Here is a 24,595-nt window from a genome sequence, read left to right on the forward strand (position 1 = left end):
TAAGCACAGCAACGAGCCCGGCTCCAGGGTTCGCGCTCACGCCGTCGCATGCCCTATGCATGCGGGCGAGACACGAACCCGCGGCAATTCAATAAACGCTCAAGAAACCTGCCGCGCCGCCGTTAATGCCAGAGGTAAGCGTCATGACGGTGGCCGCGCGGCGGGAGGGTGCGTGGCCGTGAGCGCCTGCGCATTCCGCGCATTGGGCCGGCATGACACGTGGCGATCGGCCGCCGCCTCATTCGAGCGAATCGCATGAGGCCGCGCCGGCCGCCCCGAACCAGGATCGCGATGGATTCAACCGACCACGACGCCGTGCCTGCCGTACTGTCCGTTAGCGGCATCGGCAAGACCTATGCCGAACCGGTGCTCGCCGACGTTTCGCTGTCGTTGCGCGCCGGCGAGGTATTGGCGCTGACCGGCGAAAACGGCGCGGGCAAGAGCACGCTGTCCAAGATCATCGGCGGGCTCGTCGACCCGACCACCGGCGCGATGCGCCTCGGCGGCGAGCCGTATGCGCCGGCGAGCCGCACCGAAGCCGAAGCGCTCGGCGTGCGCATGGTGATGCAGGAACTCAATCTGCTGCCGACGCTGTCGGTGGCCGAAAACCTGTTCCTCAACCGCTTGCCGCAAGCGGGCGCGTTCCGCTTCGGCTGGATCGACCGCCGCAAGCTGCGCGAGGACGCGCGCCATGCCATGGCGCAAGTCGGCCTCGACGCGATCGATCCCGATACGCTCGTCGGCGAACTCGGCATCGGCCATCAGCAGATGGTGGAGATCGCCCGCAATCTGATCGACGACTGCCGCGTGCTGATTCTCGACGAACCCACCGCGATGCTGACCGCGCGCGAAGTCGATCTGCTGTTCGAGCAGATCGACCGCCTGAAGGCGCGCGGCGTCGCGCTGGTCTACATCTCGCATCGGCTGGAGGAACTCGCGCGCGTCGCCGAGCGGGTCGCGGTGCTGCGCGACGGCCGGCTGGTGCATGTCGACGCGATGGCCAACCTGACGAGCGACGACATCGTCACGTGGATGGTGGGCCGTGAACTCGGCGAGCGGATCGATCTGGGCGTGCGCAATATCGGCGCGCCGCTCCTGAAGGTGGACAAGCTCACGCGCGGCAAGGTGGTGCGCGAGGTCTCGTTCGAGGTGCGCGCGGGCGAGATTTTCGGCATTAGCGGGCTGATCGGCGCGGGCCGCACCGAACTGATGCGGCTGATTTACGGCGCCGATCAGAAGGACGGCGGCACGGTCGCGCTGGCGTCGAAACCGGGCGCGCCGCCCACGCCCGTGCACATCGCCTCGCCCACGGACGCGGTGCGCGCCGGCATCGCGCTGATCACCGAGGACCGCAAAGGCGAAGGCCTTTTGCTGCCGCAGCCGATCGCGGCCAACGTGTCGCTCGGCAATATCCGCAGCGTGGCGCGGCATGGCATCGTCGACGCGCGGCGCGAGAACGCGCTCGCGCAAAAGCAGATCGACGCCATGCGGATTCGCAGTTCGGGGCCGGGGCAGATCGTCGGCGAACTGTCGGGCGGCAACCAGCAGAAGGTCGTGATCGGCCGCTGGCTCGCGCGCGATTGCCGCGTGCTGTTATTCGACGAACCCACGCGCGGCATCGACGTCGGCGCGAAGTTCGATATTTATGGCTTGATGGGCGCGCTGGCTCGGGAAGGGCGCGCGCTCGTCGTGGTGTCGAGCGACCTGCGCGAACTGATGCTGATCTGCGACCGGATCGGCGTGATGTCCGCGGGAAGCATGACGGGTGTGTTCGAACGCGACGGCTGGTCGCAGGATGCGTTGCTGGCCGCGGCGTTCGCCGGCTACCGCAGCCGCGAAGCGTTGCTCCACGCCGTCCCCGACACCAACGAAGCAGGGAGTCTGTCATGACCGATCAATCGTTGCGTGAAGCGCCGAATGGCAAGCAGGGCGCGGCCAACGCCAACAGCACGAACAACGCCATGCCGCCGGCCGACCCGTCCGCGCCGCTCGCGAGCGGCAAGCCGGCGGGCACGCGCCTCGGCTTTTCGAATTACCTGGGTCTGGCCGGCGCGCTACTGGCGATGATCGTGCTGTTCTCGCTGCTCAGTTCGCACTTTCTCACCTACGACACATTCAGCACGATCGCCAACCAGATTCCGGATCTGGTGGTGATGTCGGTGGGCATGACCTTCGTGCTGATCATCGCCGGGATCGATCTGTCGGTGGGCTCGGTGCTGGCGCTGGGCGGGTCGGTGGTGAGCGTGGCCGCGCTGAAGTGGGGCTGGGGGCCGTTGCCGTCGGCGCTGCTGGGCGTCGCGGCGGCGGCGCTGACCGGCACGATCACCGGTTCGGTGACGGTGGGCTGGCGGATTCCGTCGTTCATCGTCTCGCTCGGCGTGCTGGAAGCGGCGCGCGGCATGGCCTATCAGATGACGAATTCGCGCACCGCCTATATCGGCGACGCCTTCGATTTTCTGTCGAACCCGATCGCCTTCGGCATCTCGCCGGCGTTCCTGATCGCGGTGGCCGTGATGGTGATCGCGCAACTGGTGCTCACGCGCACGGTATTCGGCCGCTATCTGGTCGGCATCGGCACCAACGAGGAAGCGGTGCGGCTCGCCGGGGTCGATCCGCGGCCGTACAAGGTCATCGTGTTCGCGCTGATGGGCGCGCTCGCGGGCCTGGCCGCGCTGTTCCAGATTTCGCGTCTGGAAGCGGCCGATCCGAACGCGGGCGCCGGCGTGGAACTCCAGGTGATCGCGGCGGTGGTGATCGGCGGCACCAGCCTGATGGGCGGCCGCGGCTCGGTCATCAGTACGTTTTTTGGCGTGTTGATCATTTCGGTGCTGGCGGCCGGCCTCGCGCAGATCGGCGCGAACGAGCCGACCAAGCGGATGATCACCGGCGCGGTGATCGTGGTGGCGGTGGTGCTCGACACCTACCGCAGCCGCCGCAAGCGCGCCTGAGCCGCTCGCGGCGCGCAGCGGTCCGGCAGATTGACGCGGCCTGAGCAGTCACGGTGTCGTTAGCGGTAAAGCGTAAGAATTCATGGGTTTGGTCTGTCTTCGATGAAGACGTCCGGTGGGTCGCCAGATAGCGCGACCGGCGGAAAAAACAGGCAGGAGAGCAACAGTTATGGCGACGATCAAGGATGTAGCGGCCGTGGCAGGCGTGTCGTTCACGACGGTATCGCACGTGGTGAACAACTCGCGGCCCGTGTCCGCCGACGTGCGCGCGAAGGTCGAGCACGCGATCCGTCAGCTTCACTACGTGCCGTCGGCGGTGGCCCGCTCGCTCAAGGCGCGGGCGACGGCGACGATCGGCCTGGTGGTGCCGAACAGCACGAACCCGTATTTCGCCGAACTCGCGCGCGGCATCGAGGACGGCTGTTCGCGCAACGGCTACTGCGTGTTCTTCTGCAATTCCGACGACGACCCGGCCAAGCAGCGCAACTATCTGCGCGTGTTGCAGGAAAAGCGCATCGACGGGCTGATCGTGGCCTCCGCCGGCGACGACGCGGTGCTCGCGCAAGCGCTCGCCGACGCGCGCGAGCCGCTCGTGATCGTCGACCGTAACATCGAGGGGCTGAACGCGGACCTGGTGCAGATCGACCATGAGAAGGGCGGCTATCTCGCCACCCGCCATCTGCTCGAACTGGGGCATGTGCGGATCGGCTGCATTACCGGGCCGGTCGAGACCGCGGTGAGCGCGATGCGGGTACACGGCTTCATCCGCGCGATGACCGAGCGCGGCATCGAGATTCCGCCGGATGCGATCGTCGAAAGCGATTTTTCCGGCATGGGCGGCCATCGCGCGGCGGCGCAACTGTTCGACACGGTGAAGCCGTCGGCGATTTTCGCCGGCAACGACATGATGGGCATCGGCGCGCTGCGCGCGGCGGCGGAACGCAACATCAGCGTGCCGCGCGATTGCTCGATCATCGGTTTCGACGATATCGAACTGGGACGCTTCACCTACCCGTCGCTGTCGACGGTCGGGCAATCGGTGCGCGCGCTCGGCGACATGGCCGCGCAAACGCTGATCGAACGCATCGCCGGGACCCCGTCGGGCACCGCGCGCGCATCCGGCCGCCGGCGCGTCGTGTCGCCGCGGCTGATCGTGCGCGAATCCACCGCGACCTGGGCGGGCGCGGGCAAACGCAATCTGGCGGCATGAGCGCAACGGCGGCGAAGCGCACGAAAGCTCGCCGCACTATGGGAGAAGGGAGTGGCAAGTCAGCAAACGCGCTCACGCGTGACGGTGGTCGGTAGTCTGAACATGGATCTGGTGGCGCGCGCGCCGCGTCTGCCGCATCCCGGCGAGACGCTCGCGGGCCGCGCGTTCGCGCAGGTGGCGGGCGGCAAGGGCGGCAACCAGGCGGTCGCGGCCGCCCGGCTGGGCGCGCGGGTGTCGATGCTGGGCTGCGTCGGCGCGGACGCCAATGGCGCGCAGTTGCGCGCCGGACTCGAAGCGGAAGGCATCGACTGCGCGGCGCTGGAAACCGGAACGCAGGCGACCGGCGTGGCGCTGATCGTCGTCGACGATGCGAGCCAGAACGCGATCGTGATCGTCGCGGGCAGCAACGGCGAAGTCACGCCTGAAACGATTGCCCGCCACGAGGCCGTGCTGGCCGCCGCCGACGTGGTGATCTGCCAGCTTGAAACGCCGCCCGCGACCGTGCGCGCGGCGCTTGCCGCGGCGCGGCGGCTGGGCAAGACGGTGATCCTGAATCCGGCGCCCGCCACCGGTCCGTTGCCGGCCGACTGGCTGCCGCTGATCGACTACCTGATCCCGAACGAACTCGAGGCCGCCACGCTGACCGGTCTGCCGGTCGCCTCGCCCGAGGACGCGGCGCGGGCCGCCGCCGCGCTGCGCGCGGCCGGCGCGCGCAACGTGCTGGTCACGCTCGGTCCGCGGGGCGTGCACGCGACGCTCGACGGCGGGGCCGCGACGCTGTACGACGCGCCGCGGGTGGCAGCCGTCGATACGACCGCGGCGGGCGATACTTTCATCGGCGGCTTCGCGGCGCAACTCGCGCAAGGCGCGAGCGTCGATGCGGCGATCCGCTTCGCGCAGCGCGCGGCGGCGCTCTCGGTGACGCGCGCCGGCGCGCAGCCGTCGATTCCCACTTGCGCCGAACTGGACGCTTCGGCCTGATTGGCAGCGAGCCCGCCGCGCATCGAGGCCAACGATGCGCGGCGCGCAAAAGCGTCCGCCGTGGTGCCCGGGCTCGATTCGCAGCAGGCTCGTCTGCTCGGCCAGGCCTGAACACAGCTCATCCCCTCGCGCGTTCAGTGCCCGTTTTCCCGCCCCGTCGTTGCCCTAAACGCCGCGTAATCCATGCGACGCAGGCCGCTTGTCGGCCCTTTGAAATTTAATCGAATTTGTTACAACGTCTTTCTTCACACCATATAAATACTTCAAGTATGCGTTTTATGTGCCGTAAACAAACTTAGAGCGCCGCACCCAAAAAGGGACGCCTCGACGCAGACGCCCCGCGCGTACGCGCTCTCTTATTTGCTAAGCACAGGAACAAGCATGTTGAACAAAGGCATCACGATCAAGGCGCGCATTGGCCTGACGATGGCATTCCTTGCCGCGCTGCTGGTGGCCATCGGCGTGTTCGGTCTGTTCGGCATGAGCCGTTCGAACGACGCCTATAAGGACACGTTCACCAACGCCATGCCGAGCGCGGTCGACATCGGCAATGCGGAGCTGTACGCGGCGCGCGAACGGCTGGCGCTCGACCGCGCCGCGTTCATGATCGGCACGCCGGAATCGGCGCCCACGCTCGAGCGCGCGCGCCTGATGCGCACCACCTCCGACACCTGGTGGAAAAAGTACATGGACCTGCCGCGCGACGCCGAGGAAGACCGTCTCGCACAGGTCGTCGTCGGCAAGCGCGACGCGCTGCATCAGCAGGCGGACGCCTTTGCCGCGATCGTCGCCGCAAGCGACCAGAGCAAGCTGATCGACAGCGCCAAGCGTCTGCAGGTGGCGTACAACGAACTCGCCAACGCCGACGAGGCCTTGCGCAAATTCCAGTTCGAATCGGCGAAGGCGGGTTACGACTCCGCGCAGAGCCAATTCGACCTGTTTCGGCTGGTGAGCGCCGGCGCGCTGCTGGTCGGCGTGCTGGCCGCGGCCTTGTCGTATCTCGTGCTGAGCCGCGCGATCGCCCGTCCGCTCGACGAAGCCCTCGGCCACTTCGACGCGATCGCCGCCGGCGATCTGCGCCGCCCGGTCGTCGTCACGTCGCGCGATGAAATGGGCCGGCTGCTCGAAGGGATCGCGAAGATGCAGCGCAGTCTCACCGAAACGGTGCGCACGGTGCGCAGCGGCAGCGAATCCATCGCGACGGCCACGCGTCAGATCGCGGCCGGCAATCTCGACCTCTCGTCGCGCACCGAGGAGCAGGCCTCCGCGTTGCAGGAAACCGCGTCGAGCATGGAAGAGCTGACCGGCACCGTCAAGCAGAACGCCGACAATGCCCGCCAGGCGAGCTCGCTCGCGGCCAATGCGTCGGAGATCGCCAATCGCGGCAGCACGGTGGTCGGGCAGGTGGTCGGCACGATGGGCGACATCAACCAGAGTTCGGCGAAGATCGCGGACATCATTTCGATCATCGAAGGCATTGCGTTCCAGACCAACATCCTGGCCCTGAACGCGGCCGTGGAAGCGGCGCGGGCCGGCGAGGACGGGCGCGGTTTCGCGGTCGTGGCGGGCGAGGTGCGCAGTCTCGCGCAGCGCTCGTCGGCGGCGGCCAAGGAAATCAAGGAACTGATCGACACTTCGGTCGAGCGGGTGCAGTCCGGCTCGGCGTTGGTCGACCAGGCCGGCCGCACGATGACGGAGATCATCGGCGCGGTGCAGCGCGTGACCGACATCATGGGCGAGATCGCGGCGGCCTCGGAAGAGCAGAGCAGCGGCATCGACCAGGTGGCGCGCGCCGTCACGCAGATGGATGAGGTCACGCAGCAAAATGCCGCGCTGGTCGAGGAAGCGGCCGCGGCGGCGTCTTCGCTCGAAGACCAGGCGGGCAAGCTGCGCGCCGCGGTCGCGGTGTTCCAGTTGGACGAAAGCGGCCAGGCGCCCGTGAGCGCGGCGGCGAGAAGTGCGGCCAAGCCGGCGCGTCCGGTCGCGGCCCGCAAGATGTCTCACGTCACGGCGCGGCCCGCGCCGCAGGCTCCGGCCGCAAGCGCCGCCACGAGGGCACCTGCGAGGGCGCCCGCAGCAGCGCCCGCGAGAGCGCCGGCCAAAGCCGCGGCGCCCGTCAGCGCCGGCGGCGACCAGGACTGGGAAACTTTCTAATCCCTTGCCCTCTGTCGGAGCATCCGTTCGCGGCGCCGGGACGACTCGAAACGCGTCCCGGCGGATGACCGCATCGCCCGAAAAGACCGCGATCGCGCAGGCATCGGCGGTCTTTTTTCATGGCTTGCGCATTAAGTAGGGCTGACGGCGCACTTCACGCCCTGGCGGGCGCCATGATCCGGTACATTGACGGGCGCGGCTGCTGCTCCTCGCGGCTGCGTGGCCAGCGCGGATCGTCTGCCTGAAGCGTGCGAGCCCGCTGCCTTTAATCGCTGTAACGCCTGTCCACGCCAACCGGCACGCGGCAACCAACCGCTCAACGCGCCAGCCATAAAGGACCGACATGACGCCACACGACCTCGCGCTCCGCCTCGTCGAAGCACGCCGGCAGCATCATCCGATCGACGTGCCCGCGCCCGACAGCCTGCCGCCCGACGCGGCCACCGCGTACGCGATCCAGCAGGCGGTCATCGCGGGCCTCGGCGACGCGACCGGTGCGTGGAAGATCGGCGCCAAGGCGCCGGGCGGGGCCGCCGCGGGCGCGCCGATTCCGGCGTCGCTGGTGCTGCCCTCGCCGGCGCGGGTCGCGCATGCCGGCTTCTTCCGCGTGCTGGTGGAACTGGAGATCGCCTTTCGCTTCGCCGAGGCGATCGAGCCGCGCGGGCGGGCCTATGCGCGCGACGAGGTGCTGGCGAAGGTCGGCGTCGTGCTGCCGGCCATCGAGATCGTCGATAGCCGCTTTGCCGAATGGCCGAACGTCGCGCCGCTCGCGCAACTGGCCGACGCGCAGAACAACGGCGCGCTGATCACCGGTCATCCGGTGGCTTACGCGGGTCTCGCGCGCGGCTTCGATTTCGTGTCGCCCGAACTCGAACTGAGTCTCAACGGCCGTTCGCTCGTGCCGGAAGTGACCGGCAATCCGGCGGGCGACCCGCGCGAACTGCTGGTGTGGTTCGTCAACCATTGCGCGGCGATGGGCATCACCATCGAACCGGATTGGACGCTCACCACGGGTTCCTATGTCGACGCTCACAATGTGGACAAGCCCGGCATCGTGCGCGGCCATATCGACGGCCTTGGCGAAGTCGAGGTCGATCTGACCTGAGCGTGCGACACCCGCCGGTTACAGCGTGGGTTACAGCGCGCTTGTGACAACCCGCTTGTCACAACTGTCTTGTAACGGCTCATTACGAAGCTTCATGCAAACGGCTGCCCACGGGGTGGCCGTTTTACATTTACGGCGTCCCCAAGGTGCGTCTCGCGCGCGTCTTGCGTATACACCTATTGAAGCGGACTGCCGCTGCGCCGTCATCCAGTTATACGGGCGGCTAACCATATCGCGGACGCGGTTACTACGAGGGCTGAAGCATCAGTGGGCGGCTCTGTGCGATTCACCTCGCGTCGGTGCGGACGACGCGGAACAAAACCGCTCGCGCCTTGACGAACCGCTTGAAAGCGCACCGATGCAAGGCACGCCATGCGCGCGACGCCGCGAACATGTAACAGGCGCTTTTTCGTGTAGACCCGATGCCCGCGCCGCGCGTTGATGAAGAGAATGGCCGGGCACGAAAAACGCGTAGGACGTGCGTGCTTTCACGACGATGCGGGTGCGAGCGGACAGATCGTCCGGTGCAGCAGCCGGTTTGTTCGATGAACGATACGACCTGTGACCTGTGTAATGGGGGCATGGCCGTGACATGGACCAACGGTGCAACAGAGTGTGTCGCGGCGAGATGGCGGCAGCGCTGTCACGACAGCGGCGGTTCGCGATTGCTGCGGCCTGCGCGCAAGATTGTAGGTTGTCGATACACCGTTTCCAAGTGATGAATATCGGTAGCCGGGTACGGCGCGATTTTCGCAACGTAGTTCGTGAAAAAAAATTTAAAAGGGTTTAGGATGAATTCGAGCGATGTCGTTTCCGAATAGCGCGCCGCGCACGACATCGGTCTAGACTTCGGCGAGGAGGTAGCATGGATATCTACAGCAGTTTCGCGACCCGCTTCGAGAAAACGCGAGAGGATGAACTCTCGCTCGAGGAGTATCTCGCGCTCTGCAAAGACAATCCCGCCGCGTACGCCACGGCTGGCGAACGCATGTTGACGGCAATCGGGGAACCGGAACAGATCGATACTCGCAACGATCCGCGCCTGTCGCGCATCTTCGCGAACAAGGTGATCAAGGTATACCCAGCGTTCCGTGAGTTCTACGGGATGGAAGAGGTGATCGAGCAGGTGGTCGCGTACTTCCGGCATTCGGCCCAGGGTCTCGAGGAAAAGAAACAGATTCTCTATCTGCTGGGCCCGGTCGGCGGCGGCAAATCGTCGATCGCGGAGCGTTTGAAGCAGCTCATGGAACGCGTGCCGTTCTATGCGATCAAGGGCTCGCCGGTCAACGAGTCGCCGCTCGGCCTGTTCGATTACGACGAGGACGGTCCGATCCTCGAAGAGCAATATGGAATTCCACGCCGCTACCTCAAAAGCATTCTGAGCCCGTGGGCGGTCAAGCGCCTGCACGAATATAACGGCGACATCCGCAAGTTCCGCGTGGTGCGCCGCTATCCGTCGATCCTTCGCCAGATCGGTATCGCCAAGACCGAGCCGGGTGACGAGAACAATCAGGACATCTCGTCGCTGGTCGGCAAGGTCGACATCCGCAAGCTCGAACAGTACGCGCAAGACGACGCCGACGCATACAGCTACTCGGGCGGCTTGTGTCTCGCGAATCAGGGCCTGCTCGAATTCGTCGAAATGTTCAAGGCGCCGATCAAGGTGTTGCATCCGCTGCTCACCGCGACCCAGGAAGGCAACTTCAAGGGCACGGAAGGCTTCGGCGCGATTCCTTTCGACGGCGTGATCCTAGCCCACTCGAACGAGTCCGAATGGAAGGCGTTCCGCAACAACCGCAACAACGAAGCACTGCTCGACCGGATCTTCGTGGTGAAGGTGCCGTACTGCCTGCGCTACAGCGAGGAAGTGAAGATCTACGAGAAGCTGCTGCGCAACTCGTCGCTGGCGAGTGCGGTATGCGCGCCCGGCACGCTGAAGATGATGGCGCAGATGTCGGTGCTCACGCGTTTGCAGGAGCCGGAGAATTCCAGCCTCTTCTCGAAGATGCAGGTCTACGACGGCGAGAATCTGAAGGATACCGATCCGAAGGCCAAGTCGTATCAGGAGTACCGCGATTTCGCGGGCGTGGACGAAGGGATGACCGGCGTGTCGACCCGCTTCGCGTTCAAGATCCTGTCGCGGGTGTTCAACTTCGATTCCACCGAAGTCGCGGCGAATCCGGTGCATTTGATGTACGTGCTCGAACAGCAGATCGAGCGCGAGCAATTCCCGCCGGAAACCGAGCAGAAGTATCTGTCGTTCATTAAAGACGTGCTGGCCTCGCGCTACGCCGAATTCATCGGCAAGGAGATTCAGACCGCGTATCTGGAGTCGTATTCCGAGTATGGTCAGAATATTTTCGATCGCTACGTGACGTACGCCGACTTCTGGATTCAGGATCAGGAGTTCCGCGACCACGACACCGGCGAGAGTTTCGACCGTGCGGCGCTGAACGCCGAACTGGAGAAGATCGAGAAACCCGCGGGCATCAGCAACCCGAAGGACTTCCGCAACGAGATCGTGAACTTCGTGCTGCGCGCGCGTGCTGCCAATGCGGGCAAGAATCCCGCGTGGATCAGCTACGAGAAGCTGCGCGTCGTGATCGAAAAGAAGATGTTCTCGAACACGGAGGAACTGTTGCCGGTGATCTCGTTCAACGCCAAGGGCTCGGCGGAGGAACAACGCAAGCACGAAGACTTCGTGAATCGCATGGTGACGAAGGGCTATACGCCGAAGCAGGTGCGCTTGCTGTGTGACTGGTATCTGCGCGTGCGCAAGTCGTCATGATGCGCATTGCGTGCCGCCCGCGCGGTTCGGCCGCGCGGGCACCTTGCGAGGCGCGAGCCGCATGGACATAGCTGTGCTGCGCATGCGGCTTGCGCCTCGCCCGAAGTTAGTACAGTTGCATGGGATCGGAGTAAGCGCTGAAGCGCCAACTCCGATCGACGTACGAGTGTATGGGATCGGAGTAAGCGCTGAAGCGCTAACTCCGATCGACGTACGAGTGTATGGGATCGGAGTAAGCGCTGAAGCGCTAACTCCGATCGACACGGGAGAGCGGTGTGCTTCATCAAATCATCGACCGCAGGTTAGCAGGCAAGAACAAAAGCATCGCCAATCGCGAACGCTTTTTGCGTCGCGTTAAGAACTACATTCGTCGCGCCGTCTCGGAAGCGGTTCGCGACCGGAGCATCAAGGACATCCAGAACACCCAGAGCATCACGATTCCCCGCAAGGACATCGCGGAGCCGTCGTTCCGGCATGGCCCCGGCGGCAAGCGGGAAATGGTGCATCCGGGCAATTCCGACTACATCCGCGGCGACAAGATCCAGCGCCCGCAAGGGGGCGGCGGCGGTGGCGGGGGCAATCAGGCCAGCAACGAGGGCGAGGGTCAAGACGACTTCGTGTTCGAACTGAGCCGCGAAGAATTCATGCAGTACTTCTTCGACGACCTCGAACTGCCGCGTCTCGTCAAAACCCATCTGATGGCCGTGCCCACGTGGAAAAGCATTCGCGCGGGCTGGGCCGCCGAAGGCACGCCGAACAACATCGACGTGGTCCGCTCGCTGCGCAGCGCGCTGGGCCGCCGCATCGCGCTCGGTGCACCGCTCGTCAATCAGTTGCACGAGATGGAGCGGCAACTGGAGGTCATGAAGGCCGACCCCGACGACCGCCGCGACGAGATCAAGCTGCTCGAGGAAGAGATTCACCACCTGAAGGGACGCATCTGGCGCATTCCGTTTATCGACCCGTTCGATCTGCGCTATGTGAACCGGGTGAAGCAGCCCACGCCGTCGAGCCAGGCCGTGATGTTTTGTCTGATGGATGTGTCGGGTTCCATGGACGAGCAGCGCAAGGATCTCGCCAAGCGCTTTTTCATCCTGCTGTATCTGTTCCTCAAGCGTAATTACGAGCGCATCGAGGTCGTGTTCATCCGCCACCATACGCGCGCCGAGGAAGTCGACGAAGACACCTTCTTCCATTCGACCGAAAGCGGCGGCACGGTCGTGTCGAGCGCACTGGAGCTGATGCAGAAGGTAATGGAGGAGCGTTATTCGCCCACCGAATGGAACATTTACGGCGCGCAGGCGTCGGACGGCGACAACTGGACCGACGACTCGCCGAAGTGCCGCAAGATACTCGCGGATGACATCCTGGAGAAGGTGCGCTATTTTGCGTATATTCAGGTGACGCCCGAAGAGCAGAACCTGTGGCTCGAATATGCGCAACTGGCCCTGAGCCAGCCGCACATGGCGATGAAGAAGGTCGAAACCGCGGCGGACATTTATCCGGTCTTTCGTGAGTTGTTTGAAAAGCAGGTGGCGTCCTCATGACGACCAAGCATTTGCATAACGAAGCGCGCGGCTATCAGCCGGAGCGTGGAAAAGGCGTGCCGCAGCGTCAGTCGGGGCATGCCGAGGGTGGGGCGGATCAGGCAGGCGCCGCCACCGGAGCAGTCGACACCGCTGCAGCACGGGGACACACCGGAACGCCCACTGAGGGGCAAAGGGAAGTCCGTATGAACGTAGCCGATAGAAGGCCTCTGCCGTGCCCGTCCGACTGGACCTTCGAGTTGATCGAAGAGTACGACTCGCATATTGCTCGCGTCGCCGAGCAATATGAACTCGACGTCTATCCGATCCAGCTCGAACTCATCAGCGCCGAACAGATGATGGACGCCTACGCGTCCGTCGGCATGCCGGTGAACTACCGTCACTGGTCGTTCGGCAAACACTTTCTCTCCACCGAGAAAAGCTACCGTCGCGGGCAGATGGGGCTCGCGTACGAGATCGTCATCAATTCGAATCCCTGCATCGCGTATCTGATGGAAGAGAACACGATGACGATGCAGGCGCTCGTCATCGCGCACGCGGCTTACGGGCACAACTCGTTCTTCAAGGGCAACTACCTGTTCCGGCTCTGGACGGACGCGCACGCGATCATCGATTACCTCGTCTACGCGAAGAACTACATCGCGGAGTGCGAGGAGCGTTTCGGGCTCGACCGGGTGGAGGAACTGCTCGATTCCTGCCATGCGTTGATGAATTACGGCGTGGACCGTTACAAGCGTCCGCAGAAGCTCTCGCTCGAAAAGGAATTCGCCGCGCGCCGCGAGCGCGAGGCGTATCTGCAATCGCAGGTGAACGAACTCTGGCGCACCTTGCCGACCCGGCACACGCCGTTGCCCGAGGAAATCGAGGAGCGCTATCCGCCGGAGCCGCAGGAAAACCTGCTGTATTTCGCGGAGAAGAATGCGCCGCTGCTGGAGCCGTGGGAGCGGGAAGTGATCCGCATCGTGCGCAAGGTCGGCCAGTATTTTTATCCGCAGCGGCAAACCCAGGTGATGAACGAAGGCTGGGCGACGTTCTGGCACTACACGCTGCTCAACACGATGTACAACCAGGGCAAGCTGGAAGACGGCTTCATGATGGAGTTTCTCCATTCGCACAGCAACGTGGTCTATCAGCCGCCGGTCACGAAGCCTTACTACAGCGGCATCAATCCGTATGCGCTCGGTTTTTCGATGATGAGCGACATTCGCCGGATCTGCGAGGCGCCAACCGACGAGGACCGCAAGTGGTTCCCGGAACTCGCCGGCAGTCCGTGGCTGCCCGCCATGCACTACGCGATGCGCAACTTCAAGGACGAGAGTTTCGTCGCGCAGTATCTGTCGCCGCATCTGATCCGCGAAATGCGCCTCTTCTCCGTGCTCGACGACGACATGCGCGACGCGCTCGAAGTCTCCGCGATTCATGACGAAAGCGGCTATCAGTACGTGCGTCAGGCGTTGTCGCGGCAGTACGACATGCATCATCGCGAGCCGAACATTCAGGTGTGGGCGGTGAATACGCGTGGCGACCGGAGTCTGACGCTGCGGCATTTCATGAGCGACAACCGGCATCTGTCATCGGATAGCGACGAGGTGCTCAAGCACATGGCGCGCTTGTGGCAGTTCGACGTCTATCTGGAAAGCGTCGATGAAAACGGCACCGTGCGCAAGCGCTATGAGTGCCGCTATGTGCCGCCGGCGGTGAGGGCTTGATCCGGGGCGCTTGGTGCGTCGCTTGGTGCGCCCATAAAGCGCTGGCCAGATGAGCCGTCTGACTCGTCAAAAAAAGCCCCTCTGGGTCTGTGAAGGCCCAGAGGGGCTTTTTCTCGCTGGAACCTTTCGCGCCGTAAGGGGTTGGCGGCTCGCTCGCCGTTTCCCCGTGACGGCCCGCGCATAAACCTCCCATCTTTGTCTTGCGATTCTGTAAAATTCGCGCACGCGTGCCGGCCGTGACGCTCCGGTGCCACCGCGGCACCCACGCTATGCCACAGCGCGCGTTGTGAAGGCGGCAGCAAGACCGCGACCTCCGTTCAAAAGACAAGGAAAGACACAAGCATGACCGACCTAACCGACCAAACCGTGGCCTCGGCTCACGACACACGACGCCGTATCTTCGCGATTGTTGGCGCTTCATCGGGCAATCTCGTCGAGTGGTTCGACTTTTACGTGTATTCGTTTTGCGCGCTGTATTTCGCGCCCGCGTTCTTCCCGAGCGGCAACACCACCACCCAGTTGCTCAATACGGCCGGCGTGTTCGCCGCGGGCTTTCTGATGCGTCCGATCGGCGGCTGGTTTTTCGGCCGACTCGCCGACAAGCACGGCCGCCGCATGGCGATGATGGTGTCGGTCTTCATGATGTGCGGCGGCTCGCTCGTCATCGCGGTGCTGCCCACCTATGCGCAGATCGGCGCGCTCGCGCCGGCGCTGCTGCTGGTCGCGCGGCTGTTCCAGGGCTTGTCGGTGGGCGGCGAATACGGCACCAGCGCGACTTACATGAGTGAAGTCGCGCTCAAGGGCCGGCGCGGTTTCTTCGCGTCGTTCCAGTACGTCACGCTGATCGGCGGCCAGTTGTGCGCGCTGCTGGTGCTGGTGGTCCTGCAACAGACGCTCTCCACCGAGGAACTGAAGGCGTGGGGCTGGCGCGTGCCGTTCGTGATCGGCGCGCTCGCGGCGTTGGTCGCGCTGTACCTGCGTAAATCGCTCGACGAAACCACCACCGCCGCGACGCGTCAACGCAAGGAAGCCGGCACGCTGCGCGGCCTGTGGATCCACCGGGTCGCGTTCATGACGGTGCTCGGCTTCACGGCGGGCGGCTCGCTGATCTTCTACACGTTCACGACCTACATGCAGAAGTACCTGGTCAACACGGCCGGCATGCACGCCAAGACGGCCAGCAACGTGATGACCGCGGCGCTGTTCGTCTACATGATCATGCAGCCGGCGTTCGGCGCGTTGTCGGACCGCATCGGCCGGCGCCGTTCGATGCTGTTCTTCGGCTTCTTCGCGACGATCGGCACGGTGCCGCTGCTGCACGCGCTGAAAGACGTGACGAGCCCGTATGCGGCCTTCGGCCTGGTCGTGCTGGCGCTGGCGATCGTCAGCTTCTATACGTCGATCAGCGGTCTGATCAAGGCGGAGATGTTCCCGCCGGAAGTGCGCGCGCTCGGCGTGGGCTTGTCGTATGCGGTGGCCAACGCGATCTTCGGCGGCTCGGCGGAATACGTCGCGCTGTGGCTGAAGTCGGTGGGCAACGAGTCGATGTTCTACTGGTACGTCACCGCGCTGTGCGCGATCGCCGGCCTCGTCGCACTGCGCATGCGCGATCCGTCGAAAGAAGGGTATTTGCGTCACGAGCCGTGAGCGTGCAAGACGCCCGGACAGCGCGAATGAGCGCTGATTGACAACGGCGGTCAGGGGCAACCCGGCCGCCGTTTTTTATCGAAGCCGGCAACGCGCGATGCGGCAGCCGGGCAGGGACGCGCTTCAAGCCACCACGATGTCCGTGCCGAACGCATGCAGCAGATCGCGCAGCGCCTCGGCCTGCGCCATCTTCGCGCCGCTGCGCAAGTGAATCTGCACCGCGCGCCCGGCGATGCCGTCGACCGGATGCGCGAGCCACAACTCCACCGCGAGCCCGAGTCCCTCGGGCTGATTATCGACGACCGGTTCGATCACGCGGGGCTTGAAACAGGCACTGTCGGACATGGCGGCTCACCTTGGGGCGGATGATGTTCGACTTCATCGTAATCAGCATGGCGCGCCGGACCAAGCAACAAATACGCGTTTGCTAAGCAGCGGATGCTTAGCAGAAAACGCGCATATCGCACGCGCTAGCCAGCTTCCGCAAACGATGAAATCAACCCGCCGCTCATGCAGACGCTCATGCACACGCGTCATGAAGCGTCACACCGGCTCCGATTGCTCCGCGGCGAGTTCCTTGACGAGTTCCGTCACCGCCGCGGCCTGCCCGGCGGCCACACCGGGCACCGCGGCCACCGCCGCGACGGTGGCCGCGGCGGCGGCCTGCGGCCGTATGCGCAGCGCCGCGCGCGAGAGCATCAGCAGATGGTAGTAAAGCCGGATACTGAGCCCATACCTGTACGCGGACAGATGGGAGAGCGCGATCTTCAAGCCGCCGGGCGCCAGCCGATTCTTCGCATGGACCGAGACGACGATGGGCGCGAGACGGCGCAAGCTGAGCTTGCGCGAAGGCTCCAGTTGCGGCGGCAGCTTCAACGCCTTGACGAACGCATAGGCGCTCACCGCCGCGGCGGCCGTGGTGCCGCGCGTGCGGTGCGAGATCGAGGTTGCCGTCTTGCGATACACCGACACGTAATCGTGCAGATAAAACACCTCACGCGCCGCGAGACAGAGTTCGGTGCCGAACACGAAATCGCAGCACACCGCGTATTCTTCCTTGTAGCCGATCCGTTTGACGAGTTTGGCGTCGGCCATCCAGCCGTTGTTGGGGAACATCTGGATCAAGCCGGTTCGGCCGGGCAGCGGCTGCAGGCCTTCGGCTTCTTTCGTCCGTCGAAACGCGGTGTTCAGGCGCGTGCTGGCCCGCAAGTCGATCGAGCCGGTGTGATCGGCCTCGTACTGATCGCCGAATGCCGCGTCCAGTCGGGGATGGCGCTTCCACAGCGACACCAGTTTCTCGATGCCGTCCGTGGTGAGCAGGTCGTCGTCGTGAATCAGCGCGATCTTGTCGCCGCTCGCGCGCTCGAACAGGCTCGCCACATTGCGCGCCTGGCCGAGCGGCGGCTGATTGAGCGTATAACGCACGCGCGATTCCTTCCCATAGCGCGCGGCGATCATCTGCTGCGTCTGCGCGTTCCTCGAATCGTCGCCGATCAGAATCTCCAGATTGCCGTAGGTCTGCGCAAGACACGAATCGATACACTGCACGAGCAGTTCGGGACGCTCGCAGGTGGGCAGGCAAATCGAAACTTTAGGGCCCTTGAAGGAGGTTGAAGGGATGGACATGGGCGTCGCCTTTGTTATCAGTTGAGGGGCGGCAGCCGGTTTGCTTGACGCACACATCGCTGCAAGCAGAAAAATAGTTCATCACGTCAAAAAAATAATCGGTAATAAATAGGAAAAAATTGTCCGGCTTCTGAAAGGGTTTCAAAAGAAAAATTTGTGCGGCTTCGTCGCTGAAACGCAGCAAAGCCGCCTCCCGTTTGGCGCTTGATATTTCAACCAACCGACGGTTCGCCTTCACCCGGTTTCTTGCCGGGACTGTCCGCCGGCGACTGATTGCGCCCTTCATCGTCGCGTTCCGGCAGCTTGCTCTTCTCGTTGTCGCTGTGCACGGCCGGTTGCGGATGCTCGATGTCGGCCGGCTTGTTTTTGGCGGGTTCCCTGGTGTCGCTCATCATCTGGCTCCTGGTGTCGAAGACGCTTACACGCCAGCAAGGCTCGGACCCGCGCGCGAATTCCGCGGTGCGGCTCATGCCTTGCCCGGCGGAGCGCAACGGACCTGGTAGCGCCCCTTCCTGATAAACGAGGGCTTGACCGGGTGGGCCTTTCAGCGCACCGTGAAGCGGAAACACATCTCGCGGGGGCCCGATATGTCTCTCAACTTTCCGAACCCAAGCCGCAGTTACGACGCCTTCCACCATTGCGTCAATTTCTGGGGCTACGACAACGCGCGTGAAATCGCTTTCGCCGTCAATCAATCGGTGATTTCGACGCTGAGCCCGAGCGTGGGCGCCGACGAACCGGCCGTGCTGGCCGCCTTCGACCGGCATCGCGAGCAGATTCTCACGCTCGCGCGCAACGTGTACACGAGCGGCACGCAAAACCGCTACACGATTTCCTGAGACGGCTTTCCCGGCGCGGGCTTATCGACGCGGCGCACTCGCGCCTCGTCGCTTCGTCGCGGGCGTGCGTGCGTGAAGCCGGCCGCCGAATCAACCGGCCGGTTCGCGCGGCGCGCCGCCAGTCAGCGAAACGATGAAGTCGAAGAACGCCCGCACCTTCGCCGGTGGATGATGCCGCGAAGGGTAGAGCGCATACAGCGGATAAACCTCGTCGCCCCAGTCGGGAAACAGTTCGACGAGCTTGCCGTTGGCGAGCAGCGGCTCGGCCCCGAGCGCGAGAATCTGCGCGACGCCCTGGCCGGCCTTGCAGACGCTATGCAAGGTGCCCACGTCGTTCACGGTCAGGCGGCCTTGCGGCGCGATCACCATCTTCTTGCGCCCGCGATGAAATTCCCAACTGAACGGATAGCCCGTGAGCGGGTCGCGAAACTTGATGCACACGTGCTTGCCGCTTTCGAGTTCGGCCGGCGTGGCCGGATGTCCATGCTTCCTCAGATACGACGGCGCGGCCACGGTCAGAATGCGCGTATCCAGCAGCTTGCGCGCGATCAGCGTCGACACGGGCGGCTCGCCGAAGCGGACCGCGAGATCGAAGCCGTCCGCGACCATATCGCCCAACTGGTCGCGCGTAACCAGTTCGAGCTGCAGATCGGGATGCTTGTCGATGAAGCCGCCCAGTCGCGGCCCGAGCACGAGGCGCGAAAAGAACGGGTCCATGTTCACGCGCAGGCGCCCGCGAACGGCGGTCGCGCCCTGGGCCGCGGAGGCCGCCGCTTCCTCGAGCCCGCCCAGCAGCGGCACGATCTGTTCGTAGAAACGCCGGCCCTCGTCGGTCAGCGCGACCGAGCGCGTGGTGCGATCGAATAGCCGGATGCCGAGGCGCGCTTCGAGCCGCGCCACCGAACGGCTGACCCCCGATTGCGACATATCGAGCGCTTCGCCCGCCGCCGCGAAACTGCCGCAATCGACGATCGCCGTCAACACGCCCATGCCGTTCAGCATGCGCTCGTCAAATGGCATGTGATAGTCCTTTTGTTATGTATTCGTTGCACGACATGCTAACGCGAAAGTCCGTTTTAAATCATGCGTCGGTTCATCGTAATGCCGCACGTCCCAGCGAATAGATGATGTGGCGTCATGAATGGAATGACAGCCACGCTATCGCGTCAATCGCGCAGCGCGCGCTAAGCTAGGTGCGTTCGTCCGATACACGATGCAACAGGATTCTCGTCATGCATCGGGCATATTTGAACCGATCAACGGAGAACTCCTCATGTCGCGTGTTTTCATAACCGGTTCCGCCGATGGCCTCGGTCAGATGGCCGGCCGTCTTCTGGTCGACGCCGGGCATCAGGTGGTTTTGCATGCGCAACGCGGCGCGCGCCGAGGACGCGTTAAAAGCGATACCGGAAGCGCAAACGATACTCACCGGCGACCTCTCGAGTATCGCGGCCACCGTCGCGCTGGCCGAGCAGGCGAATCGGCTCGGCCGCTTCGACGCGGTGATCCATAACGCGGCGGTCGGCTATCAGGAGCCGCGCCGGATCGCCACCGTCGACGGTCTGCCGCATGTGTTCGCGATCAACACGCTGGCGCCTTACATTTTGACGGCGCTGATCGAGAAGCCGAAGCGGCTCGTCTATCTGAGCTCGGGTTTGCATCGCAGCGGCGACGCGAGCCTCGACGACCTCGCGTGGGAGCGGCGCCCGTGGCAGGGCACGGCGGCGTACTCGGACTCGAAGCTGCATGACGCGCTGCTGGCGTTCGCGATCGCGCGCCGCTGGCCGCGGGTGTTATCGAATGCGCTGGAGCCGGGCTGGGTCGCGACGAAAATGGGCGGGGCGGGCGCACCGGATGATTTACTGGCCGCGCCCAAAACCCAGGCCTGGCTCGCGGTCAGCGACGAACCCGCGGCAACCGTCAGCGGCGAGTACTTCTATCACATGAAGCCGCGCGAGACGCATCCGGCCGTGCGTGACGTCGCCGTGCAGGAGCCTTTGATCGAAGCTTGCGCGAGCTTCTCCGGCATCCGCTTGCCGGACTGACGAATTGAAAAGCCGGGGCCGAGGACGCGCTCGTTCAGCGCCCCGCGCCCTGTGTCGCCTGCGCACGCACCGCGCGCGCGGCGGGCGCTTCGTCGAGATGGCGAAACACCCAGGCCGACACCAGCGTGATCGCGCCGACGCACACGAAGCTCAGGCGAAAGCCGAGCGTGGCCGAGCCCCATTGCGCCGAAAACAGATTCACCAGACCGCCGCCGATCGACACGCCGAGCCCGATCGCGAGCATCTGCACCATCGAAAACAGACTGTTGCCGCTGCCGGCGTCTTCATGCGACAGGCCCTTGAGCGTGACGCTGTTCATCGCCGCGAATTGCATGGAGTTGGCCGCGCCGAACACCGCGAGAATCGCGGCCTCGACGACGAGCGGCGTGCCGCGCGAAATCAGCGCGAACGCAACGATCGACAAGCCGACGATCACGGTATTGACGAGCAGGAACAGGTCATAACCGTAGCGCCGTATGAGCGGCGCGATCCAGGGTTTGGCGACGGTGCCGGCGAGCGCCGCGGGCAGCATCATCAGGCCGGAATGCAGCGGCGAGTAGCCCAACTGCAATTGCAGCAGCAAGGGCACGAGAAACGGCACGGCGCTCGAACCGATCCGGCATAACAGATTGCCGATCAGGCCGACGCTGAAGTTCGGCTCGCTGAAGAGCGACAGTTTGAAGAGCGGATCGCGCCGGCGTCTCGCGTAGGGAATGTAGGCGAGCGCGCTCAAGGCGGCGAGCGCGAAGAGTCCGACCGACCATGCCGCGCGATGCGTCTCGACGGGCGCGTCGATCGCCAGCGAAAACGCGATCATGCAAAGCGACAGCAGCCCGCAACCGAGGAAGTCGAACGGCGGCGCCCGGGTTTCGCCATGCGCCGGCAGAAACCGCTGCACCGCGTAAAGACCCAGCGCGCCGATCGGCACGTTGATCAGAAAGATCCAGTGCCAACTGATCGTTTGCACGAACCAGCCGCCGAGCGTCGGTCCGACGATCGGTCCCAACTGGCCGGCGACCGAAATGAACGCGAGCGCCGATACATACTGCTCGCCCGAGACGCTGCGCAGCACGGCGAGCCGTCCGATGGGCAGCAGCATCGAGCCGCCGACGCCTTGCAGGATTCGCGCGACCACCAGTTGACCGAGCGTATGCGCGCTCGCGCAGCCTATCGAGCCGAGCACGAACACGAGAATCGCCGCGAAGTACACGCGCCGCGTGCCGAAGCGGTCGGCGAGCCAGCCGGAGGCGGGCGTGAGCATCGCCATCGTCAGCGTGTAGGCGACCACGACCGGCTGCATCGCGAGCGGCGCGACCCGCAGGCTGTGCGCCATCGACGGCAACGCGGTGTTGACGATCGTCGTGTCGAGCGCCTGCATGAAAAAGCCGGCGGCGACGATCCGCAATAGCGCGGTCTGGGAGGAATCGCGGGTCATGTTCAACGAGGCGGCGAGCGCGCGAGCCCGCGGCGATTCAGTGGGATGGCGTCATCATATTGGACATCCCGGTCGATCGGAACCCCGCGCGTCCGGTCCCCGCTGTTCCGTCGCCAGCGCCCTTACCGCGTGTAATGACATCGTTGCCGGGCTGGGGGTGATTCTGTATGGTGGGTTATCCACCCATCCGAAGAGACGCCGAATGACGCCCGCCGCCGACCCGCAAACGCAACCGATCCGCTCCGACGTTCTGATCGTCGGCGCCGGCCCCGTGGGGCTGTTCGCCGCTTTCGAGGCGGGCGTGATCGGCCTGTCGTGCCAGATCGTCGATGCGCTCGACAAGATCGGCGGCCAATGCACCGAGCTTTATCCCGACAAGCCGATCTACGATATTCCGGCGATTCCGTCGTGCACCGCGCGTGAACTCGTCGAGCGGTTGATGGCGCAATGCAAGCCGTTCGACGTGCCGATTCATCTGGAGCAACGCGTCCAGTCGGTCGAGCAGGGCGGCGACGGACGCTGGACCGTGCGCACCGATCGCGGCCTCGTGTTCGACGTCGCGGCGATCCTGCTCGCCGCCGGCAACGGCGCATTCGTGCCGCAGAAGCTGTTGCTGCCCGAAGCCGCGGCGCTGGAGTCGCGTCACGTGCACTACAGCGTGCAGCGCCTCGCCGATTTCGCCGACAAGACGGTGGTGGTGGCGGGCGGCGGCGATTCCGCGCTCGACTGGGCGCTGGCGCTGCGCAAGGTCGCGCGGCGCCTGACGCTGGTGCACCGGCGCAACGGTTTCAGCGCGGCCGATTCGAGCGTGGAGTTGATGCGCGACGCGGTCGCGGCCGGGGAAATGGACTTTGTCGTCGGCGCGATCGCGGGGCTCGTCGTGGAAGACGATGCGTTGAAGGCGATCACGTTGCGGCATATCGAAGGCGAGAGCCGGCTCGAAGCGGAAGAACTCGTCGTGCTGTATGGACTGGTCGCCGATCTCGGGCCGATCGCGCAATGGGGGCTGACGATTCACGGCGGCCGCGTGGACGTGGATACGTCGAACTACGAGAGTTCGCGGCCCGGCATCTTCGCGGTCGGCGACATCGCCAACTATCCGAACAAGCAGAAGCTGATTCTGTCCGGTTTCCACGAGGCCTCGCTGGCGCTGCGCAAGGCGTATTCGTACGCTTATCCCGAGAAAAAGCGGGTGCACGTGCATTCCAGTTACGACGCGAAGCTGGCGGAAAAAGTGAGCGCGGCGGGGTGAGTTCCCGCTGTGAGGCGCGGTTGCGGCCGGACGAAGCGTTGATCGAGCCCGGTAATGATCCAGAGGTCGTTATCGGTTTTTTTTGCGCTTAGGCTCCGCGATGTGCCGATGCCGTTCTGCTTACGCCTGAAAGGTTCGTTTCTTGCTGGTTCACCAGGTTGATGCTCACCCGCGCGAGGTCGGAAAACCTGCCGGGTGACGACCGTGAACGGCGAACCCATGGAGCAGAAGCGGCATGCAACGAGCGCTGCCCACGCGAAGCAACGGCATTCGTGCGTCACGAGACGCATGCGCGCGCGCCACGCCCGCGGCGCTCGCCTGGGTGGCGTCCACGGCTCATGCATCGCCCACGGCGCCGCTCAATTACTTCCTGCACGCGGCCGGCCCCGCCGCCGCGCCGACGATGCGGCTCGGCTGGGCGCTCACCGCCATTGCCGTCTGCGTGACGCTGATCGTCGCCGGGTTGCTGATCGGCGCGATCGCGCGCAAGCGTCCGGCCGTGCCCAGCGACTCGCTCGATGCGGAGGCGGGCGGCATGCGCTGGATTTATGTCGGCACCGGCGTATCGTCGCTCGTCCTGTTCGCGATGCTCGTCTATGTGCTGGTGACGCTCGAGTCGGTCGCTTCGCCCGCCGCGCATCCGCAATTGACCATCACCGTCACGGCATACGACTGGTGGTGGAAAGTCGACTACGCCGACGACCCCGACCCGGCCCGCAACTTCAGCACGGCCAACGAGATTCATATTCCGGTCGGCGAGCCCGTCAAGGTTCAGCTCAAAAGCGCCGACGTCGTGCACGCGTTCTGGGTGCCGCAACTCGCGGGCAAGACGCAGACCATCCCCGGACAAACCAACGAGCAGTGGATTCAGGCCGATCATGCCGGCGTCTATCGCGGACAGTGCTCACAGTTTTGCGGCGCGCAGCACGCGCACATGGCCTTCGAGGTGGTTGCGCAAAACGCCGCGGACTTCAATGCCTGGCGCGACGCGCAAGGACGACCGGCCGCGCCCGTCAGCGATCGTGGCGATCCTGCGCTCGCCGCCGGCCGGCATCTGTTCGCCGAGCGCTGCGCCGGCTGCCACATGATTCGCGGCACCGACGCAGCCGGCCTGCAAGCGCCCGATCTCACGCATCTCGGCTCGCGTCGCACGATCGCCGCGGGCGCGCTGACCAATACGCCGGATCATCTGCTCGACTGGATTCAGCACGCGCAGCGGATCAAGCCGGAGGCGTTGATGCCGAATATCGCGCTGACAACGGGCGACGCCGCCGCGCTGTCCGCCTATCTGGCGACGCTGCGTTGAAAT

20 protein-coding genes and 1 pseudogene are annotated in these 24,595 nt (G+C 64.6%); 14 read left to right on the forward strand and 7 right to left on the reverse strand.

Annotated elements, in window-relative coordinates:
• The first annotated feature begins 291 nt into the window (after window positions 1–291).
• From BUE39_RS23255 to BUE39_RS23305, 10 genes are all read left to right on the forward strand, one after another.
• Window positions 292–1,890, forward strand: coding sequence for a sugar ABC transporter ATP-binding protein (locus BUE39_RS23255; RefSeq protein ID WP_073431069.1), 1,599 nt, complete (start codon window positions 292–294; stop codon window positions 1,888–1,890).
• Window positions 1,887–2,948, forward strand: coding sequence for an ABC transporter permease (locus tag BUE39_RS23260; protein ID WP_073431070.1), 1,062 nt, complete (start codon window positions 1,887–1,889; stop codon window positions 2,946–2,948). The genes BUE39_RS23255 and BUE39_RS23260 overlap by 4 nt, the downstream gene beginning before the upstream one ends.
• 169 nt (window positions 2,949–3,117) lie before the next feature.
• Window positions 3,118–4,158 (forward strand): LacI family DNA-binding transcriptional regulator, encoded by a 1,041-nt coding sequence (locus BUE39_RS23265; RefSeq protein WP_073431071.1) that lies wholly within the window; start codon window positions 3,118–3,120, stop codon window positions 4,156–4,158.
• 51 nt (window positions 4,159–4,209) lie between these two features.
• Window positions 4,210–5,139: a ribokinase gene (gene rbsK, locus BUE39_RS23270; protein ID WP_073431072.1), complete on the forward strand. Its 930-nt coding sequence runs from the start codon at window positions 4,210–4,212 to the stop codon at window positions 5,137–5,139.
• A 381-nt stretch (window positions 5,140–5,520) separates the two neighbouring features.
• Entirely contained in the window at window positions 5,521–7,293 is a 1,773-nt protein-coding gene (locus tag BUE39_RS23275; RefSeq protein ID WP_073431073.1) for a methyl-accepting chemotaxis protein, read from the forward strand.
• A 343-nt stretch (window positions 7,294–7,636) separates the two neighbouring features.
• Complete coding sequence (locus BUE39_RS23280) at window positions 7,637–8,398, forward strand: hydratase (RefSeq protein WP_073431074.1); 762 nt, start codon at window positions 7,637–7,639, stop codon at window positions 8,396–8,398.
• A gap of 865 nt (window positions 8,399–9,263) precedes the next feature.
• Window positions 9,264–11,186, forward strand: coding sequence for a PrkA family serine protein kinase (locus tag BUE39_RS23290; RefSeq protein WP_073431076.1), 1,923 nt, complete (start codon window positions 9,264–9,266; stop codon window positions 11,184–11,186).
• A 275-nt stretch (window positions 11,187–11,461) separates the two neighbouring features.
• Window positions 11,462–12,733, forward strand: coding sequence for a YeaH/YhbH family protein (locus tag BUE39_RS23295; protein WP_073431077.1), 1,272 nt, complete (start codon window positions 11,462–11,464; stop codon window positions 12,731–12,733).
• Complete coding sequence (locus BUE39_RS23300; RefSeq protein WP_073431078.1) at window positions 12,730–14,442, forward strand: SpoVR family protein; 1,713 nt, start codon at window positions 12,730–12,732, stop codon at window positions 14,440–14,442. Before BUE39_RS23295 ends, BUE39_RS23300 begins: the two co-directional genes overlap by 4 nt.
• Window positions 14,443–14,784: 342 nt before the next feature.
• The gene (locus BUE39_RS23305) at window positions 14,785–16,089 is read left to right on the forward strand and encodes an MFS family transporter (RefSeq protein ID WP_073431079.1); all 1,305 of its coding nucleotides are present in this window, start codon (window positions 14,785–14,787) and stop codon (window positions 16,087–16,089) included.
• 123 nt (window positions 16,090–16,212) lie between these two features.
• Here BUE39_RS23305 and BUE39_RS23310 read toward each other — a convergent pair whose 3' ends face one another.
• From BUE39_RS23310 to BUE39_RS23320, 4 genes are all read right to left on the reverse strand, one after another.
• Window positions 16,213–16,434 carry a hypothetical protein gene (locus BUE39_RS23310; RefSeq protein ID WP_073431080.1) on the reverse strand — a complete coding sequence of 74 codons (222 nt, stop codon included), beginning with the start codon at window positions 16,432–16,434 and terminating at the stop codon, window positions 16,213–16,215.
• A 198-nt stretch (window positions 16,435–16,632) separates the two neighbouring features.
• Window positions 16,633–17,715 carry a glycosyltransferase family 2 protein gene (locus BUE39_RS23315; RefSeq protein ID WP_073431081.1) on the reverse strand — a complete coding sequence of 361 codons (1,083 nt, stop codon included), beginning with the start codon at window positions 17,713–17,715 and terminating at the stop codon, window positions 16,633–16,635.
• Window positions 17,681–17,935, reverse strand: a complete 255-nt coding sequence (locus tag BUE39_RS34395) for a hypothetical protein (protein ID WP_154873960.1) — start codon at window positions 17,933–17,935, stop codon at window positions 17,681–17,683. Before BUE39_RS34395 ends, BUE39_RS23315 begins: the two co-directional genes overlap by 35 nt.
• Window positions 17,928–18,107, reverse strand: a complete 180-nt coding sequence (locus tag BUE39_RS23320; protein ID WP_073431082.1) for a hypothetical protein — start codon at window positions 18,105–18,107, stop codon at window positions 17,928–17,930. Before BUE39_RS23320 ends, BUE39_RS34395 begins: the two co-directional genes overlap by 8 nt.
• Before the next feature lie 195 nt (window positions 18,108–18,302).
• Between BUE39_RS23320 and BUE39_RS23325 the strand changes: the two genes are divergently transcribed.
• Window positions 18,303–18,554 (forward strand): DUF1488 family protein, encoded by a 252-nt coding sequence (locus BUE39_RS23325; protein WP_073431083.1) that lies wholly within the window; start codon window positions 18,303–18,305, stop codon window positions 18,552–18,554.
• Between the two features lie 90 nt (window positions 18,555–18,644).
• Here BUE39_RS23325 and BUE39_RS23330 read toward each other — a convergent pair whose 3' ends face one another.
• Window positions 18,645–19,574: a LysR family transcriptional regulator gene (locus BUE39_RS23330; protein ID WP_073431084.1), complete on the reverse strand. Its 930-nt coding sequence runs from the start codon at window positions 19,572–19,574 to the stop codon at window positions 18,645–18,647.
• 169 nt (window positions 19,575–19,743) lie between these two features.
• Entirely contained in the window at window positions 19,744–19,920 is a 177-nt protein-coding gene (locus BUE39_RS35615; RefSeq protein WP_227470835.1) for a hypothetical protein, read from the reverse strand.
• Here BUE39_RS35615 and BUE39_RS23335 point away from each other — a divergent pair.
• Window positions 19,873–20,599: pseudogene (locus BUE39_RS23335) on the forward strand (SDR family NAD(P)-dependent oxidoreductase). The gene BUE39_RS35615 and the pseudogene BUE39_RS23335 overlap by 48 nt on opposite strands.
• Before the next feature lie 34 nt (window positions 20,600–20,633).
• On the opposite strand, the gene BUE39_RS23340 reads toward BUE39_RS23335, so the two are convergent.
• Window positions 20,634–22,034, reverse strand: coding sequence for a DHA2 family efflux MFS transporter permease subunit (locus tag BUE39_RS23340; protein WP_073431100.1), 1,401 nt, complete (start codon window positions 22,032–22,034; stop codon window positions 20,634–20,636).
• Between the two features lie 202 nt (window positions 22,035–22,236).
• On the opposite strand from BUE39_RS23340, the gene BUE39_RS23345 reads away from it, so the two are divergent.
• Together BUE39_RS23345 and coxB are read left to right on the forward strand one after the other, a co-directional pair.
• On the forward strand, window positions 22,237–23,286 hold the full coding sequence (locus tag BUE39_RS23345) for an NAD(P)/FAD-dependent oxidoreductase (protein ID WP_073431085.1): 1,050 nt from the start codon (window positions 22,237–22,239) through the stop codon (window positions 23,284–23,286).
• A gap of 235 nt (window positions 23,287–23,521) precedes the next feature.
• Window positions 23,522–24,592, forward strand: a complete 1,071-nt coding sequence (coxB, locus tag BUE39_RS23350; RefSeq protein ID WP_083083779.1) for a cytochrome c oxidase subunit II — start codon at window positions 23,522–23,524, stop codon at window positions 24,590–24,592.
• The last annotated feature ends 3 nt before the right edge of the window (window positions 24,593–24,595 follow it).

This window comes from Paraburkholderia terricola, assembly GCF_900142195.1.
Taxonomy (GTDB): domain Bacteria; phylum Pseudomonadota; class Gammaproteobacteria; order Burkholderiales; family Burkholderiaceae; genus Paraburkholderia; species Paraburkholderia terricola.

Bases quoted from the DNA above. Each gene is read 5' to 3' on its own strand.
- BUE39_RS23290 (WP_073431076.1), top strand. From the start codon at position 9,264: ATGGATATCTACAGCAGTTTCGCGACCCGCTTCGAGAAAACGCGAGAG.
- BUE39_RS23310 (WP_073431080.1), bottom strand. From the start codon at position 16,434: ATGTCCGACAGTGCCTGTTTCAAGCCCCGCGTGATCGAACCGGTCGTC.
- BUE39_RS23325 (WP_073431083.1), top strand. From the start codon at position 18,303: ATGTCTCTCAACTTTCCGAACCCAAGCCGCAGTTACGACGCCTTCCAC.
- BUE39_RS23320 (WP_073431082.1), bottom strand. From the start codon at position 18,107: ATGAGCGACACCAGGGAACCCGCCAAAAACAAGCCGGCCGACATCGAG.
- BUE39_RS23280 (WP_073431074.1), top strand. From the start codon at position 7,637: ATGACGCCACACGACCTCGCGCTCCGCCTCGTCGAAGCACGCCGGCAG.
- BUE39_RS23345 (WP_073431085.1), top strand. From the start codon at position 22,237: ATGACGCCCGCCGCCGACCCGCAAACGCAACCGATCCGCTCCGACGTT.
- BUE39_RS23265 (WP_073431071.1), top strand. From the start codon at position 3,118: ATGGCGACGATCAAGGATGTAGCGGCCGTGGCAGGCGTGTCGTTCACG.
- BUE39_RS35615 (WP_227470835.1), bottom strand. From the start codon at position 19,920: ATGCAAAACCACCTGATGCCCGGCGTCGACCAGAAGACGGCCGGCCAT.
- BUE39_RS23255 (WP_073431069.1), top strand. From the start codon at position 292: ATGGATTCAACCGACCACGACGCCGTGCCTGCCGTACTGTCCGTTAGC.
- BUE39_RS23305 (WP_073431079.1), top strand. From the start codon at position 14,785: ATGACCGACCTAACCGACCAAACCGTGGCCTCGGCTCACGACACACGA.
- BUE39_RS23340 (WP_073431100.1), bottom strand. From the start codon at position 22,034: ATGACCCGCGATTCCTCCCAGACCGCGCTATTGCGGATCGTCGCCGCC.
- coxB (WP_083083779.1), top strand. From the start codon at position 23,522: ATGCAACGAGCGCTGCCCACGCGAAGCAACGGCATTCGTGCGTCACGA.
- BUE39_RS23275 (WP_073431073.1), top strand. From the start codon at position 5,521: ATGTTGAACAAAGGCATCACGATCAAGGCGCGCATTGGCCTGACGATG.
- BUE39_RS23260 (WP_073431070.1), top strand. From the start codon at position 1,887: ATGACCGATCAATCGTTGCGTGAAGCGCCGAATGGCAAGCAGGGCGCG.
- BUE39_RS23315 (WP_073431081.1), bottom strand. From the start codon at position 17,715: ATGTCCATCCCTTCAACCTCCTTCAAGGGCCCTAAAGTTTCGATTTGC.
- BUE39_RS23330 (WP_073431084.1), bottom strand. From the start codon at position 19,574: ATGCCATTTGACGAGCGCATGCTGAACGGCATGGGCGTGTTGACGGCG.
- BUE39_RS23300 (WP_073431078.1), top strand. From the start codon at position 12,730: ATGACGACCAAGCATTTGCATAACGAAGCGCGCGGCTATCAGCCGGAG.